Source organism: Planomicrobium sp. MB-3u-38 (genome assembly GCF_002836425.1).
Classification (GTDB): Bacteria; Bacillota; Bacilli; order Bacillales_A; family Planococcaceae; genus Planococcus; species Planococcus okeanokoites.
This window is the reverse complement of record NZ_PJBO01000079.1, coordinates 1-15008: the sequence shown is the minus strand read 5'-3', so window position 1 is coordinate 15008 and position 15008 is coordinate 1. Positions and strand designations below refer to the sequence as shown.

The 15008-nt window shown below is 42.0% G+C and carries 16 protein-coding genes; 3 read left to right on the top strand and 13 right to left on the bottom strand.

All coding sequences use genetic code 11. From position 1 onward, the window contains the following. Nucleotides 1–50: 50 nt before the first annotated feature. The 3 genes from CXF70_RS16645 to CXF70_RS18545 form a co-directional block, all read right to left on the bottom strand. Complete coding sequence (locus CXF70_RS16645; protein WP_101803588.1) at nucleotides 51–506, bottom strand: hypothetical protein; 456 nt, start codon at nucleotides 504–506, stop codon at nucleotides 51–53. A gap of 204 nt (nucleotides 507–710) precedes the next feature. After that, nucleotides 711–1424 (bottom strand): hypothetical protein, encoded by a 714-nt coding sequence (locus CXF70_RS16640; protein ID WP_101803587.1) that lies wholly within the window; start codon nucleotides 1422–1424, stop codon nucleotides 711–713. A 127-nt stretch (nucleotides 1425–1551) separates the two neighbouring features. Next, nucleotides 1552–3387: an SEC-C metal-binding domain-containing protein gene (locus CXF70_RS18545; protein WP_101803586.1), complete on the bottom strand. Its 1836-nt coding sequence runs from the start codon at nucleotides 3385–3387 to the stop codon at nucleotides 1552–1554. Nucleotides 3388–3853: 466 nt separating this feature from the next. On the opposite strand from CXF70_RS18545, the gene CXF70_RS16630 reads away from it, so the two are divergent. The 3 genes from CXF70_RS16630 (at nucleotide 3854) to CXF70_RS16620 (ending at nucleotide 6889) form a co-directional block, all read left to right on the top strand. Continuing rightward, nucleotides 3854–4147: a hypothetical protein gene (locus tag CXF70_RS16630; protein ID WP_101803585.1), complete on the top strand. Its 294-nt coding sequence runs from the start codon at nucleotides 3854–3856 to the stop codon at nucleotides 4145–4147. A 105-nt stretch (nucleotides 4148–4252) separates the two neighbouring features. Next, nucleotides 4253–5152: an oxidoreductase gene (locus CXF70_RS16625; RefSeq protein WP_101803584.1), complete on the top strand. Its 900-nt coding sequence runs from the start codon at nucleotides 4253–4255 to the stop codon at nucleotides 5150–5152. A 207-nt stretch (nucleotides 5153–5359) separates the two neighbouring features. Next, nucleotides 5360–6889: an FAD-dependent monooxygenase gene (locus tag CXF70_RS16620; protein WP_101803583.1), complete on the top strand. Its 1530-nt coding sequence runs from the start codon at nucleotides 5360–5362 to the stop codon at nucleotides 6887–6889. Between the two features lie 100 nt (nucleotides 6890–6989). On the opposite strand, the gene CXF70_RS16615 is transcribed toward CXF70_RS16620, so the two are convergent. From CXF70_RS16615 to CXF70_RS16570, 10 genes are all read right to left on the bottom strand, one after another. Beyond that, nucleotides 6990–7172: a hypothetical protein gene (locus CXF70_RS16615; RefSeq protein ID WP_101803582.1), complete on the bottom strand. Its 183-nt coding sequence runs from the start codon at nucleotides 7170–7172 to the stop codon at nucleotides 6990–6992. Nucleotides 7173–7391: 219 nt separating this feature from the next. Continuing rightward, nucleotides 7392–8744, bottom strand: coding sequence for a PQQ-dependent sugar dehydrogenase (locus CXF70_RS16610; RefSeq protein WP_101803581.1), 1353 nt, complete (start codon nucleotides 8742–8744; stop codon nucleotides 7392–7394). Nucleotides 8745–9065: 321 nt separating this feature from the next. Next, nucleotides 9066–9764 (bottom strand): DUF4085 family protein, encoded by a 699-nt coding sequence (locus CXF70_RS16605; protein WP_101803580.1) that lies wholly within the window; start codon nucleotides 9762–9764, stop codon nucleotides 9066–9068. A gap of 118 nt (nucleotides 9765–9882) precedes the next feature. Further along, a complete protein-coding gene (locus tag CXF70_RS16600) occupies nucleotides 9883–10509 on the bottom strand; it encodes an SLATT domain-containing protein (protein ID WP_101803579.1) in 627 nt (208 codons plus the stop codon). A gap of 134 nt (nucleotides 10510–10643) precedes the next feature. Next, nucleotides 10644–11150 carry a hypothetical protein gene (locus CXF70_RS16595; RefSeq protein WP_101803578.1) on the bottom strand — a complete coding sequence of 169 codons (507 nt, stop codon included), beginning with the start codon at nucleotides 11148–11150 and terminating at the stop codon, nucleotides 10644–10646. Nucleotides 11151–11290: 140 nt separating this feature from the next. Next, the gene (locus CXF70_RS16590) at nucleotides 11291–11572 is read right to left on the bottom strand and encodes a hypothetical protein (protein ID WP_101803577.1); all 282 of its coding nucleotides are present in this window, start codon (nucleotides 11570–11572) and stop codon (nucleotides 11291–11293) included. Nucleotides 11573–11622: 50 nt separating this feature from the next. Beyond that, nucleotides 11623–12276 carry a hypothetical protein gene (locus tag CXF70_RS16585; RefSeq protein WP_145990741.1) on the bottom strand — a complete coding sequence of 218 codons (654 nt, stop codon included), beginning with the start codon at nucleotides 12274–12276 and terminating at the stop codon, nucleotides 11623–11625. A gap of 41 nt (nucleotides 12277–12317) precedes the next feature. After that, entirely contained in the window at nucleotides 12318–13481 is a 1164-nt protein-coding gene (locus tag CXF70_RS16580) for a GIY-YIG nuclease family protein (RefSeq protein ID WP_101803575.1), read from the bottom strand. A 591-nt stretch (nucleotides 13482–14072) separates the two neighbouring features. After that, entirely contained in the window at nucleotides 14073–14378 is a 306-nt protein-coding gene (locus CXF70_RS16575; RefSeq protein ID WP_101803574.1) for a DUF5516 domain-containing protein, read from the bottom strand. A 215-nt stretch (nucleotides 14379–14593) separates the two neighbouring features. Further along, nucleotides 14594–15008: hypothetical protein (locus CXF70_RS16570; protein ID WP_233208669.1), on the bottom strand; the 415-nt coding region annotated here is incomplete at its 5' end.

Sequence of the window (15008 nt, the reverse complement as noted above, 5' to 3'; positions counted from 1 at the left end):
CGTTTTTCCGACACATCTTTTATTTTCAGCAAAAATTCCATCGCCCATAATCATTTATGAACCCCGATAATCTGCCGCATCAATTCCATCCAGTCTTCTCTCTTAAAATCATAATAATCCAATTCCGTTTTCCGCAGCACAAGGTGGATGCTGTCGAACTTTTCATCGGAACGGAATCGCCACCAGCTTTTCACCGTGGACGTCTTTTCGGCCGGCGGATAATAAGTCAGCGTCGCTTCAGGATCTACGATTTTCACCAACTCATCAAACTCGAAGAAATCATGCGGAAAATCGATGTACAGCCCCAGCGCGAATTTGTGCGGGTTGATGGAGCCGATTTTATGCGTCGACTCCGCGTCGCTCTTTTCGAGCGAGTCACTCCACGGAACCGGTTTATGGCTTGCGATCAACAGCCGGTCGCCTTCAGTCTTTTCAATTTTACAATCCGGGAAACTTTCGAACACATCGAGCATCTCGCCTAATTGTTCCTTCACTAATCGGTCCATTATGCCACTCCTTTAAACCTATCGACTTTCTAATCGATACTTCTGGGTTTTATTCTAAGTATATCGGATTGCCAGCATTCTGCAGGATATTTCTTCATCTGCCGGACATCCCAAACGAATACGGTTCCATATCACTATAGTGATGCCGAATGTTTTCTGTACATCTCGCACCGCAAGTTACCTTAAATTAAACACCTAGCGAACCTATTCATTATTCGTGTAATCCGCCAAATTATCGATCCGGGTAGACGCATCACACTCAATGCATTCCAGGAAATCGTCCGCAAGCAGCGCTTCGATCAGCTCAGGGCTGCCGCCAATCAATGAAAAGTTCAAATCAATATCCGTATAAAGACACCATGACTTATCTGCAGGCCACCAATAGGAGGGGGTCCCATACAGGTGATCGCGTTTTGCCAGCTCTTCGACTTCTGCCAAGTCACCGCGGTAAAGTTCATCGACATAATTTGCCGACTTCAAAAGACCATACAGGAAATAGCAGTGCCCTTCATCGGTAAACCGCCGCAGCACGCCAACCAGCGCCTTCAGACTGTCCGACTCAATTTCGCCTTCTTCGCCTGAAATGATATAGCGGGGAGACCCGCCCAGCTTCTTCATCAATGACGCCGCTGATAACTCCTTCGAAAATTTAAGATCATACTTTTCTGCAAGCTCCATTAACCTTAGCCGCTCCCCAAGCTGAAATTCACTTGCTTGTTCCGGAGTACAGTCCCTCCACAAAAGACTTTCATCTTTAATTTGAGGATCGCGAAACAACGGATGAATGATTTTGCAATAATGAGTAAAGCGTTTTGGCAGAAAGTTTTCCACCCGGCTCCCTTCCCGCTTATCCGTCAGGAAATAAACAGTCTCATCACGGATCCACTTGTACTCTTCCAGGCTGTCCAACTTCTCCATCTGATCACTCCTTTTCAATCAGCTGCTGCAGTAAGTAATTTGGGTTAATCCGGAATGTGCCTGTTTTTTACAGATTTTTAAATAGTCCTCGCTAAGAATCAGTACACAAAGATAATTGTAGTTTTTATTACCCCATGAACTCCTGAACTTCCCCAATCCCATAAATCAGCCAATAAATCAGCTCCGCCTCATCCTTATTTCCTTTTTGCAGACTCAAACGCCTCGGAAAAGCACCCGGCTTCTTGCCTTCTTTCAGCAGTTTGAAAAGATGCGGATTGCGCTTCTTGATGAAATCTTTCATTTTACTCTTTTCATGAGGTTTCAGGAGGCCGGTATGCAAGTCATGGAGATAGTGAAAATACATGCCGATTCCTGAATTGTCCTCCAAGGCAAAGCCATCTATGAAATCACTTGCTTGTTCCCTTTTGCCCGCATGGATATAAGCGCTCAACAGCAGCCATTTCGCACCTTGGTGGTCGAGAGGGTTCATATCCATAATTTCCGTCAGCTGTTCAATCGCCTTGTCATATCTGTCCTGCTCCATCAACCAGGCGCCATATGAAAATAAAGCACGGAAGAACGGCCGGTTCGGCACATAGCCCCAAGGAATGTCGAAACTGTTATCGAAGGTCCGGTAGCCAGTATTCAAAGCATTTAAATAATGAAGCTCTTTTTCAACATCGTGTTCCACAAATTCCGCCATCAGCAAATTCACATCGCCATTTTTTGGATCCAGTTCGAGCGCTTCCCGCGCCAGCCGTTCGCGTTCTTTGCCATCCTTTTCAAACGCTTCGTAACAAAGCAGCTGCGCCCGTTCAGCATCGGTTGCCGGTTTATATTTCACATTCCGCTGCTGCAGGATCTTGTTCAATTCAGCTTCCGATCCGGCGTTCGCGGTGCGCTTCATCATTTCCCACAGACCACGCTCTGTCAGCCGCGGGTCGGTGCCCATCTCTGTGACAACTTCCGGCACCAACGCCGGCTGTGGGGATTGGACACTGTCATTATGACCCACCCGCTCTATCACAAACTCACCGACCATATCTCGGTATTTTGATAAGGTGCCAACGGTTGTTCCGAGCTCTTCCGCGATGATCTGCTGTGGTACATAAACTTCCTCAAACAGCCCGAAGTCGCTTGCAGCCTGCAGAATTCCCGCCGCTACGCCTTCCGGCTTCCGCGCCTTTACGGGCACTTCCTTCAGGAACGAAAACGCAATGCCTTCGATCGCTTCATTTTTCACTCCGTAGTCATCAATAAACCCGCTGACCAGCTCCATAACTTCTTCCTGAAATGCCGATAATCCCAGGTCCGCAGCCCCTGTCGCTAACAGCCGGTATAAGTCCAGCGAATCGCTGACTCCTTCTTTCAAGCGGGCTGCCAGCTTCTCAACAACTGACTGCTGGAAAACCGGAATGGTAATCAAGCCCTCCGCCGGCTGCAAAATCGGCTGGCCATCCCGCAGGCTGTGCATGACGATGCCAAAAATCCATTCACCAGCTTTCGAATCAATAATGTTCTTCATTTGATGAATGTCTCCGGTCACTTTATCGCGAATCTGTAGAATGCCATTTTCCACTTCCTGAACTTCGGCAATCAGGTAAAACGGCTCTTCCCACAGCGCCAGCACATCCAATATGCGCTGGCGTTTCTGTGATTTCATTTTCCGGGCGATATAGTTCCGCCAGATATCCGGACGGTCATGGAAAATAAACGCCTCAAATGCCAGCGCTTCAATCGTATCCCGGTCAAATACCTTCGCTAAAGCCGAATGCCAGCTGCTTAAACGCTGAGTCAATTGATGAAACTCCTTCGGCTCCAGCCCCTGCTCCGCAAAATCCACCAGTACGGATTCCAGTTCCGCATCAATCACCTGCTGCAGATCCACCGTTTCCTCGCGGCCGCAGCATTTCTTATACTTCTTCCCGCTCCCGCACGGACACGGATCATTTCTTCCGACCATATCTTCCCCTTATCTCTTCAGCTTTTCTTTAATCGTAGCTGTGTTGGCTGAAGGTGGCAAGAGCAGTTTGATGTTTTGTAAACTCCGCCGCTTTTATATGTTCCGGAGACGATGTCTAAAGAGCTGAATGATCATAGAATCATTTGAGTGATCATAGAATCATCTGAATGATCATAGAACCCCGAAAACCGCTCATAGAAATTTTCACTACAATAAAAAACAAAAAATCCCTGCACCGAGGCTCTTCCTGAGCCCCCATTTCACTGTCTTATCAAAAATTATTGAGAATAGTTTCGAATCTGCTCATTATATCGTCGATTTTCATGGGTTTATCGTCGATTTTTTCGTGTTTATCGTCGATTCTTTTATTTCCAAGCATTTCGCTTTCCTCAAAAAATAGCCAGTTGAATAGAAACTATTTCCTGTGCGGTTCCGTCTTTATTACTAATAAAAAGGAGGAATGGCGATGTGGTTCATATTCGGGGTTATTGCAATAATTGCCACTTTTATAAATCTCGGCCTGTTTGCGGCAGGCAAAGATTACAGACTGGCGATGGCCATGGGCTTATCGTTTACAGCATTGACACTCGTCGCCGATTACGGCATGGTCGCCGATTGGGTCGAGGCGGAGGACTGGTCGGCTCTGATGGACGTCGTACCCATCATGTCAGCAGCCCTATGGGTGTTGACCAGCCTGTCGATATTACTGAATATCACGCCTATTTTATTGGAGCTGAAAAACAAAAAGGCTACGACTTGAGCGGTGTGAAGGTGAGCAGAAGCCGGCGGCATCCCCCTTTCTTGCTTAGGCAATTGCGCAATGGCACAATAGAAAAAAGAATCGATCACATCAGGAGCTGAACTTATGGAACAACAGACAATGACAGGAAAAACGGCCATCATCACGGGGGCGAACAGCGGACTCGGGCTTGAAACCGCTAAGATATTCGCCGGGCGAGGTGCACGGGTCGTCTTGGCTGTCCGTGATATCGAAAAAGGAAATACAGCTGCAAAGGACATAACAGAAGAATGCTCCCATGCAATCATCGACGTCATGCAGCTCGACTTGGCCGATTTGGACAGCGTACATGCTTTTGCAGAGGCGTTCATCAGCCGCTTTGATTCTTTGGATTTGCTGATCAACAATGCCGGCGTTATGACGCCTCCATATGCGAAGACAAAAGACGGTTTTGAACTGCAGTTCGGCAGCAACCATCTCGGGCATTTCGCCTTGACCGGCCTGCTCCTGCCTCTTCTTATCCGCACAGAGAATTCTCGGGTGGTGACCCTCAGCAGTCTGGCACACCGCAAGGCCGCCATCGACTTTGATAACTTGGACGGCTCACAGGGCTATAAAGGAATGAAGTTCTATGGCCAAAGCAAACTTGCGAATTTAATGTTTGCAACCGAGCTCGATAAGCGTTTGAAGCAACATGGCATATCGACGCTCAGCCTTGCCTGCCACCCAGGCATCTCTGCGACCAATCTGTTTAAACTGGGCGGCCGTGAAATGCCTCGAATTTTCAGTGGGCTCATGCACCGCTACCTGCAGCCTGCCGCAATGGGAGCACTTCCCACAGTCTATGCCGCAACGGACCCCGTTATAAAAGGCGGCGAATACATCGGCCCGGATGGCAAAGGCAACCGGAGAGGCTATCCGGCTATAGAGGAACCTGATCCGGCCGTGAAGGATGAAGCCCTCCGCCAGAAACTTTGGGAAGTTTCGGAGGAGCTGTCAGGTGTAACTTTTCATCTCAGCAAATAACGGATTCAAAGTGAAAATTGTCAATGCAACCAAAAAAGCGTGTGCGATCTCCTTCCGGGAGAATCGCATACGCTTTTCTAAATTTTATTCCATACTAATATAATAGATAGGCCAAATCTTGCTTGAAACCCATCGATTAAGGATATAGTAGCTGTACAGGAACTTTTCTTATTCAACAGGCGTGATACTCATTAGGAGGTCGCTATGATGAACCCACAAATTTTAATCGTCGGAGCCGGCCCCACCGGCCTGGCGCTTGCCTATGGCATGGCGCGTCAAGGCGTGCCGTTCCGGATCATCGATAAAAACGCAGGAACGGGCACCGCTTCTCGTGCGCTTGCCGTTCATGCGCGCATATTGGAGCAGTACGCCCAGTTTGGCCTGGCCGAACGCAACATCATCCAGGGGCATCCGATTTTATCGCTGGATGTCAGCGATGGCACCGAAGTGAAAGCCACGGTGAAATTCCATGATTTCGGCAAAGGGATGAGTCCGTTTCCGTTCATCCTGAGTCTGCCGCAGGACGAGCACGAAGAAATTCTGGTGGACGAGTTAAATAAAATCGGCGTCGAGGTCGAATGGAACACCTCTTTGATTTCTTTTGAAGACAAAGGAGAAGGCGTAACCGCCGTTCTCCAGCAGCAGGGACAGCCGGCAGAAACAGCGGAATTCGCCTATTTATGCGGATGCGACGGAGCCGGCAGCATGGTCCGGAAAGGGCTGGGACTTGAATTTCCCGGCGGCACATACAAGCAATTATTCTTTGTCGCCGACATCGAAACCGCGAAGCCGGCAGAAAATATGCAGAAGATGGACATGTACATGGACGATGAAGGCTTCATGCTGTATATGTCCGTCCGCAACGTCATAACCAAACGGATCCTCGGCATCGTGCCCGAGAAGTTCAACGACCGCACCGATCTCCAGTACGATGAAATCAGCGATTATATTGAAAATAAAATCCGTGTCACCGCGGCCAAGGTCAACTGGTTTTCGACCTACCGCGTCTATTACCGCGTAAGCGAGCAATTCGCCAAAGGGCACATCTTCATCCTGGGCGACGCTGGCCACCTGCACAGCCCGGCCGGCGGACAAGGCATGAACACCGGCATCGGCGACGCCATCAACCTGGCGTGGAAACTCGCAGCGGTGATTCAAGGGAAAGCCGCTCCCAGAATATTAAACACGTACGAAAAAGAGCGCATCAGCTTTGCGCGCCGTTTGATTGCGACGACCGACAAAGCGTTCTCGACGATCGTCAGCCAAAAACTGCGCGGCACTCTGCTGCGTCAGTATTTCGTACCTTTTGGCCTGCCGGCGGTATTCAAATTCCCGTTCTCGCAAAAAAATGCATTTAAAATCTTATCCCAAATTCACATCAATTACCGCGACAGTCCTTTGAGCTACGGCAAAGCCGGCAAAGTTTACGGGGGCATGCGCCTGCCGTGGATCCAAACCGCAAGAGGTGATAATTTCGCGCCGCTGCGCTCAGTCGACTGGCAAATCCATATATACGGCAAAGCCAAGCCCGAGCTCATCGACTTTGCCCGCTCGCAGTCGCTCGAGCTCCATGAGTTTCCATGGAATGCGCAGATGAAAGACGCCGGATTCAAGCAAGATGCGCTGTACCTGATCCGGCCGGATGGCCATGTGGGGCTTGCGGTTGAAAAGCAATGGCTGCGTGTGTTGAAAGCGTATTTGGAGACTTATGGGATTGTAGCTTTTGGGATGGAGTGAGGCCACCCCCCCCTTGAAGAGAATCCTACCCATAAAAAATAAGCTTCAGCAACCTCTCAATGAGGATGCCGAAGCTTATTTCCACTTAGGTCTCCAGCTCCTAGAATAAGCCGCCGAGCCCTCCGCCAAGTTTGGATTTTGCCATATCCATCAATTCGTTCTTTTCACTTTCGTCAAGCTGTCCATCGTCGTACGCCTGCTTGACTTGCGTGATGATTTCTTTCGCTTCTCCCGCGTCAGCATTGCTGATTTTTTCCTTTAATGCGTCAAAAGTTTGGCTCATTAGAAAAATCCCTCCTCAAATTATCTTTCGTATAAAGTATACCCGCCGTGAAAGGGGACAAACGGGATTCTTTAAAATAAAATTTCAAACTCAGCACAGGCAGCAAAAAAGAAGCAGGCATTCATGGAGTTCCATCAATGCCTGCTTCATTACTATTGTTAAGCGCCTTCAGTTAATGACATTGTCATAAGCTGGCTGCTCTTAGAGAATACTAAAACTTTATTCTGCTGCAGAAATCTTGTAAATCAGACCGCCATCCGTGCTTGCAATAAGCGCACCATCCTCAGTTACGAGAATATCACGGAAACGTTGGACTTCATCAGTCAATAGACGTTCTTCCCCAACGATGGTGTCACCTTCAATAATGACGCGCACAATATAGTTCGGCGCTAAACCACCGATGAACAAATTGTTCTCCCATTCAGGAATGGCATCGTTATTATAGAATGACATGCCACTTGGCGCACTTGTTGGATCCCAATAATATCTTGGTTCAATAAAACCTTGTGCCTCATGTTCTGAAATACCTTCATTGACAAATTCACCAGAGTATTCGAGACCATAAGAAACAATTGGCCATCCATAGTTATTGCCTGGTTCAATGATATTCAATTCATCCCCAGCTTGTGGACCGAATTCAACAATCCATAAGTCTCCTGTTTCAGGGTGGAAGTCGATCCCTTGAATATTACGGTGACCGTAGCTGTAGATACCATCCAGTGCGTCTTCATCTTCGACAAATGGATTCGACTCTACTGGTTCCCCGTCTTGCGTAATGTGGATGACTTTACCTAAATAAGCATCCAAGTCCTGTGCACGATCGCGGCTTTCGACATCCGAACGCTCACCAGTTGTCAAGAACAGGTTGCCATCATCATCAAAGATGATACGTCCGCCATAGTGCAAGGTACCTTCATATGCCGGTGTCGCCTGGAAAATGACTTCAAAGTTTTCCAGTGAAGTTTCATCTTCCGATAAAGCACCTTTACCGACAGCCGTTACAGTTCCACCTTCGATATCTTGAGAAAACGTCAGAAATACCATTCTGGATTCATCAAAATCAGGTGCAACGGTTACATCAAGCAAACCACCCTGATCTTCGCTGTTTACTTCCGGTGTACCTGCGATCGGTTCTGAAACAGAACCGTCTTCAAGATTTACAATCAGAAGTTCTGCTGCATCTCTTTGCGTCACAAGCAAGCGGTTCGGTTCAAACTCCACCATGCCCCAAGTCACGCCGAGACCCTCAACAATAACCTCTTCATTCAGTTCAGTTTCCGTCTCTACTGCAGGTGCTCTTGTCTGTTCCGGAAATGCCGGTTCAAACTCAGTAACCTTTGGTTCAGTTTCTGCACTGCCATCAGGGGCTTCTTCAGCGCCCTCTCCCGTACCTTCTTCTGTTTCAGCACTTTCTTCTGTTCCAGCTTCCTCTTCAGCACTTTCTTCTGTTGTTGCATCCTCTTCAGCAGGTGCTTCTTCATTCGAAGCATCATCATTGCCGCATGCTGCCAAAGCCAATACAAACATCAGCATCATCAAGAGCATCAGTCTTGACCACGAAAATTTCGTCATAGTATTTCCTCCCTTTTTTTAAATATGTAACTGAATCTAACTTAGAGTTCCTTACCCTAAAACCAGTATCAGATGAGGCTACACGTTCATGTCAAAACTAAAAACTTGTAACACCTTCGAGAGTAATGTACCCGGATATACTAAAAATAAAACAATAATATTACTTTTATATGACATTTACTGAACGCTTGTAATAAAAGCTGAATAAAAAACGCAATTGACGCCAGTTGATCCATCAGTACTTCGTCAATGGTGGGCTCCGCTCCCGCAATGAAGTCAATCTACCTAGCTTAAATTGAAAGCTGAAAAAATTAAAACTGACTACCTACCTCTATACCATTTCTTCAACCTTCGCATCAGCGGCAGTTTCAGCGGCTCGATCTTCACATCCCGCGCACGGATCACAGTCACGATCATTGGAGTGTCGAATAATGTATGCAGCTCAAAGCCATCTTCCGTTTTATAAATTTCATCATACAGCCACCATGCACCTTTGAAATCATCTGGAATGTTCGAATAGGTTACCCCTTCAAAAGTGAACCGGACATCGGTGAAATAATGGAAGCCCCCAGTACAATCGACCGTCAGGACAAGTTGATCTTCAGACGGTCTCTCGACAGAAAGGACGACCGCATCGTGCAGGCCATTCTCCACCAGCTCAACTGCAGCTGGCGGGAGCTCCGCTTTGATCGATTCGAACTGCTGCATATAGCGGTCACTGAGTTCTTCCATCCGCCGCTCGTAATCCCGCTCCCATCGATTGACGAGCATGCGCAGTTCCGGAGTCGGATATTCCGTCACCAGCGTGCCGTCGTGAATATACGGATGAAGAGTCTCCGGCAAGCAGCGCAGCAAACTTTCCCGCATATCGGCCAGATTGCGTAAGTTCAATTGCCGCAAATCATTTCCTTCCTTGCGGTGATATTCCAATTCTTCCTCCCAATCCTCTTCCGAATCGTGCAATGCGAGAAAACCGGAAACCTGCATTTCATCGTACCAATCTTTTGTGAAGTACTTCATCTGTTGATCCTCCTTGGTGTTCCGCTTATCTGGGGGCGTAGTGGAATGTCAAAATCGTTTTAAATTTTTGCATAGACGTTGAAACTTTCAAAAGCAGTCTTTCTAATTAATCTTGTGTTCAATTGAACAAAAGCGGTATTACAAGGATACTGGTTGCCAATATTGCTGGTCCTATGTATGCGAGAAGAAATTTTCTTCTTTCTTTACTGTAGTATTTATCCAATTTCTTAATATCTTCTAGAGTAGCTGTCTTTTTAACTGCTTTTGATTGAAGATAGTCTATTGAATCATGATTTTCCACAATTACTAAAGTTCTTTCATACTCTTTATACAAGTTAGCAATCTTTTCTGCTTCAATACTTGATTTAACTTTTAACATTTCTATTTTCCCATATATTTTAGATAAATCGTGACCATTACTTTCCATCAATATTGCTTTTTCTTTGTAATTCTTTCCTCCCATATGTGTTGCAAAGAATGAAAGAGCAATAGACATAGCTAAAGTTATAAAGGTACTCCATTCGGCATTGTCACTATAAAAATTGTACAAAGTAATAATAGAAATTATAACCACCATTATATTGTAATAAACTATTAAGTTTTGAATTTTATCAAAGTATCTTCTTAGCCTTGTAGAACATGCAAACCTTGCACGACGAGTAATATCAATTCTTCTTTCTAGTTCAGCTAAAGAATTCAGGTAATTGTTATCTACATTTTTTTCAATTATGTCTTGACTCTCCAAGTTATAATCCCCTCCAAATGTTCATTTTCATTTCTAAGGTTCAAACTAAGTGAAAAACTCTGAAATACTTTTTAAGTCGCTATCAAGGAGCTATATAACTTTTACATCGTGCAGAACTTTTAATGAAATGTGATTTACTTAGATGGATTTCCGCCACCGCCCCCACCTTTAAATACAATAGCCAAAACTGTACCAGCAACTACCGTTCCCACTCCTATACCAATATTTATTAGCCGATCAGTTCTGTTTCCAGCACCCTTAACATGATCAGATATATATTTGTCCATTTCTTTTAGAGAATCAATGAGATAAATCATTAAATCTGTATCCATTGTGGGATTAGCCTTTATTACTTCTGAAATGATTTCCTTTGTTTTGTTAAATCCCTCTAAAGCCTTTTCATCTATAAATTTTTGTTTGTCCGCCATTTCAGCAATAAATTCTTGTTGTTTCACTACCAACTCTGAAAAGTTTTCTATTTTTGGCAGAATCATACCTAGAATATCTTTATCAACTACTGCATCCATACTAATAAACCTTCTAAATACATTCTCATTTGATAATTCACTTTCCGAATCAAGTCCCAATCTGTTTAAGACTTGTTGTTTTGTATTTAAAACTTCTTTTTCATTATTTTTCATAGCTTAGTCCTCCTTTTATAGTAATAACTTTGTTATCTTGAAACCTACAAAGTCCTTGCATTTGTTTAAAATGCTCCGTTTTATTGATACCTGTATTTATAATTTGCTCAGTGAACCTACTTAATTTAGACTCCCTCTTTTTAAGATTTTAATACGTTTCTATTGTACTCTCCTATAAACTTTTCACTGAGCTCTCTCGTATTCAGAGGGCTCTTTCTATGCTCAGGTGTATACTCAATTTGAAATTTAAATTCATCGTTCAACTTCTTTACTTCTCCGTAGACATTTTGAATAGCAACTTCTTTTTCATCAGCTACCTTGTATAACTCGATTTGTGGTAAAGGATTATTATCCCGGTATTGATAGAATCGATATACTCCATTTACTGACGAAATTTCTACAATGCTTAATAGTTTTTTCATTTTTCCACCTCCGGATAATTATTTCTAAACAAATAGTTTTTACCTTGCCATTACTTACATGATGGACAATAAGCCCTGGCTAATAAGTGATCACTTCTGATTTTCCATTCATAATCACAGCGATTACATTTGGCCAAAACATTTTCTTTACTTGAAACGTAATTTAAAACAGTGATTTTATTGTTGGATCTTTCACTTACTTTTAGTTTGTACTTTTCCACTCTATTCTCATGAGTCTTAATTTTTAATTCTTCTGTTGATTCCTTAGGTTTTACTTTTTGAGTACGAGACTTAGTAGTTTTTCGTACTTTACTTATCTTGGGCAGCTTTTTTGTCAGCAGTTTCTCAGTAAATACATTAAAATATTGTATTCCCTCATTTTCTATTGCCTTCATAAGACAATTTTGAGATTCTGAAATATTTATATTAAACCTTGTTTCTTCATTGCATAATATTTGTAATTCATCTAGAACACTCGACAACTTAACCAACTTCTTACCTTTAAGAGTAGCATCGTTTATTCCATGTCTGTATTCGGCATTGATTGAGATGATGGTGTTATCAATAAAGTCATCATCTAATCTTGCAATCGAAAATCTTTCTGGCCTCATTGCAAATACATTATTATAATCTTTTTCAACGTACTTTAAACCATTTTGAGCATTAGTCGTGATTTCATTTTCAATGAAATACTCTTTCTTCAATGCTCTTCCTTCGCTATCAAAATATGCACAATCGATCTTCACTATAAATGGATCTTTTCTAACTTTACTTCTGCTAATGCCGTTATTTGAGATGTAAATATGGAGATAACAAATATTAAATGCAGAAAGTGATCAATGCTTTCAGTCCAATCACTCGTAAAACGATCGCCTAATGAAAAGGGCTGAATATATTTAGAAGGAAATATCAATCTATATCTTTCCTTCCTATTTTCTAACATGGATTTCTCCCAGAGGTCATCTACTTTCTCAAATAAGCTTTTTTTAGTATCAACCGAAGTCGACAATGTATTTATATTTTTTAGTTTCTTATCGAATCTATTTAATATTTTATTTGCAAACTTGTTTATCGGGGTACTTTGTTGATTGTCTAATGCATATTCAAGTTCAGCTTCAGCGTTCTGATAATCCTCGTAAAGTAATTTTCTTTTTTTACTTATTCTAAGAAATTCAGAATCCTGGATATAGAGCGCTGTTAGCTCATTAAGTTGAGACTCAACTTCATTATATAGGGGAAGTGTTTCAGCTCTTAACTGCTCTTTCTTTATCTGCAGATAACTGATGTCTTTCGGAAGTGAATGTTCAAAATTAAATCTTGTATATCCGTATTTATAATAAGATTGAACTCCTTTAATATCTTCAAGTAAAAATCTTAGGTACTCATTTATCTGTCCGTCATCTATAGGAGCATCGGCGAAAAGCGACTTTAAACTTATTAAAAAAGACGTCAATTGATTAAAACCAAAAAATGATGGCAACAACTTTTGAAAGTATTGCAGCTCTATATCATCAAGTGTTGATCCCTCTGCTTCTTCTAGTATCACCATCCGAAAATCATTAATACTACAGTTATTTTCAATCATGTATTTAAAGATCTTACACGTTTTGAATTTCCCTTCATAAAACGAACGTGATTTTGAGAAGAAATATTTTTCGTACTCTTCATGAGAAAGCCTGTTTAAAGCAAGAATTTCACTTAGATGCTGCTTATATCTAATTTGAATATTTTTAGACTGACCGATGTAAATAGGCACAATACTATCATTCGAAAAGTTATTGATATAAATCATATAAATCCCCGATGTATTCAGCTTAGTTTCTGATGTAACTTCTCTATAAGAATTATCAGCTATCAACTGGCGAACTTCAGTTTTTACATCATCAATATTATTTAGGTTTTGCAACATCTGCACACTCTCCCAGACTTTCTTCTCTATATAGAATAAAAAATAGCAGATATAAAGCAATATCCAGATTTTGTATTCTTGTCTTATTATACCAGTAAAAAGTTTAAATATTTCGTCTTAATAGAATTCAACTCTTTCTTTTGTTAGTAAACATTTAATAAAGCAAAAAAGCCGCGAATCTCTTCGCAGCTTTTTAATCACACTTAATTTTATTCCAAAAACTCGATCATTCCCTCATTCATCCCATACACCTACAGTGGACCTGGATTACTGTATGGAACACGCTTCCCTGGGAGCGGTACAAATCGTGACAATTTCCTTTTCTGTATAAACAGCAAAACTCCATCTATTGAAAATAGATATTCACAGGGATGGAGTATTTTTATGTATCAATTGTCGTGTATAGTCAAAATCGTTTAGAATTGTTTCTTTCCGTGGGACGCGATTTACGAATAGAGGCTGTAGTCATGCATAGAGTACAAATTGAAGTATATTGTTAAAATCTATTCTGAACTATTATGTTTGGATTTTAATTTCATATCAAATCAATTAGTTGAATAATTGAAAGAAAAATCTCAAGCTTATTATGGACTAGAGATTTTCTTTTTTCCCATTACTAATTTTACTTTTTGCAAAATTTCCAACATTCCATAAAGTGAATGAAACCAAACTAGTACCTAAAACTTTAACACCAAAATTTTTTAGACTTTTCGCTTCTGTAGAAGTAAAAGTATACCTTAAGCCTTCAGCTAAATGTGACCTAGTGTATCCGGACTTAATTAAGTCATTTACATCATCCGGAGACAGCAACACACCTTCGACAAACTGATATCCTTTGGAAATAAGTTCTTGGCTTTCTATATTTGATATTAGTTTTCCACTTTTTAACCAGGCCATCTTTATCCCTCTTTTCGGTCTCTTATGTTTTAAAGTACAAATTTTGATACCAAGAATTTTTACAAGTATCATAATTAAAAGTATGTCTTTTATATATTCTATTTCAAGGTCGCTTATTTTACAGCGTTAAGATTTAGAAATAATTTATCTTAGTGACTATATATTAAATACTATATCGTTAGGCACTTATCTAATGGTAGCTTTATAAAATTATTTTAGATGGAATAATCATAGTACTTGCTTGTTTCATAATCATAAAGAGTGACCGACCTATTATTAACAGTTCCAGAAAAATGTTTATTACTATCATAGTCATAGCCTTCGAACTTATTGCCCTTAAATTTAATGTTGATATGCTTATTATTTCCATAATGGTACAGGGAAAAGTCATCGTTCTTTCCTGTTCCAGAGATATACTTATTTATTCGATAATCATATACATTGATTTTTTTGTCAGTAAATTTACCTGAAATTTGCTGATAACTTCCTGTTTCATAGGAATAAACTGATCCTGCTTTCTTGTTATATAGATATGCTCCTGCAATATATGCTATGACATCTCTTACATCTGATTTCAAATTATTACCCTCCATTTTTTTACTAGTATTTACCTTAATATACGAAATTAAA

Bases quoted from the DNA above. Each gene is read 5' to 3' on its own strand.
- CXF70_RS16625 (WP_101803584.1), top strand. From the start codon at position 4,253: ATGGAACAACAGACAATGACAGGAAAAACGGCCATCATCACGGGGGCG.
- CXF70_RS16590 (WP_101803577.1), bottom strand. From the start codon at position 11,572: ATGAAAAAACTATTAAGCATTGTAGAAATTTCGTCAGTAAATGGAGTA.
- CXF70_RS16575 (WP_101803574.1), bottom strand. From the start codon at position 14,378: ATGGCCTGGTTAAAAAGTGGAAAACTAATATCAAATATAGAAAGCCAA.
- CXF70_RS16630 (WP_101803585.1), top strand. From the start codon at position 3,854: ATGTGGTTCATATTCGGGGTTATTGCAATAATTGCCACTTTTATAAAT.
- CXF70_RS16645 (WP_101803588.1), bottom strand. From the start codon at position 506: ATGGACCGATTAGTGAAGGAACAATTAGGCGAGATGCTCGATGTGTTC.
- CXF70_RS16640 (WP_101803587.1), bottom strand. From the start codon at position 1,424: ATGGAGAAGTTGGACAGCCTGGAAGAGTACAAGTGGATCCGTGATGAG.
- CXF70_RS16605 (WP_101803580.1), bottom strand. From the start codon at position 9,764: ATGAAGTACTTCACAAAAGATTGGTACGATGAAATGCAGGTTTCCGGT.
- CXF70_RS18545 (WP_101803586.1), bottom strand. From the start codon at position 3,387: ATGGTCGGAAGAAATGATCCGTGTCCGTGCGGGAGCGGGAAGAAGTAT.
- CXF70_RS16595 (WP_101803578.1), bottom strand. From the start codon at position 11,150: ATGAAAAATAATGAAAAAGAAGTTTTAAATACAAAACAACAAGTCTTA.
- CXF70_RS16580 (WP_101803575.1), bottom strand. From the start codon at position 13,481: ATGTTGCAAAACCTAAATAATATTGATGATGTAAAAACTGAAGTTCGC.
- CXF70_RS16615 (WP_101803582.1), bottom strand. From the start codon at position 7,172: ATGAGCCAAACTTTTGACGCATTAAAGGAAAAAATCAGCAATGCTGAC.
- CXF70_RS16620 (WP_101803583.1), top strand. From the start codon at position 5,360: ATGAACCCACAAATTTTAATCGTCGGAGCCGGCCCCACCGGCCTGGCG.
- CXF70_RS16610 (WP_101803581.1), bottom strand. From the start codon at position 8,744: ATGACGAAATTTTCGTGGTCAAGACTGATGCTCTTGATGATGCTGATG.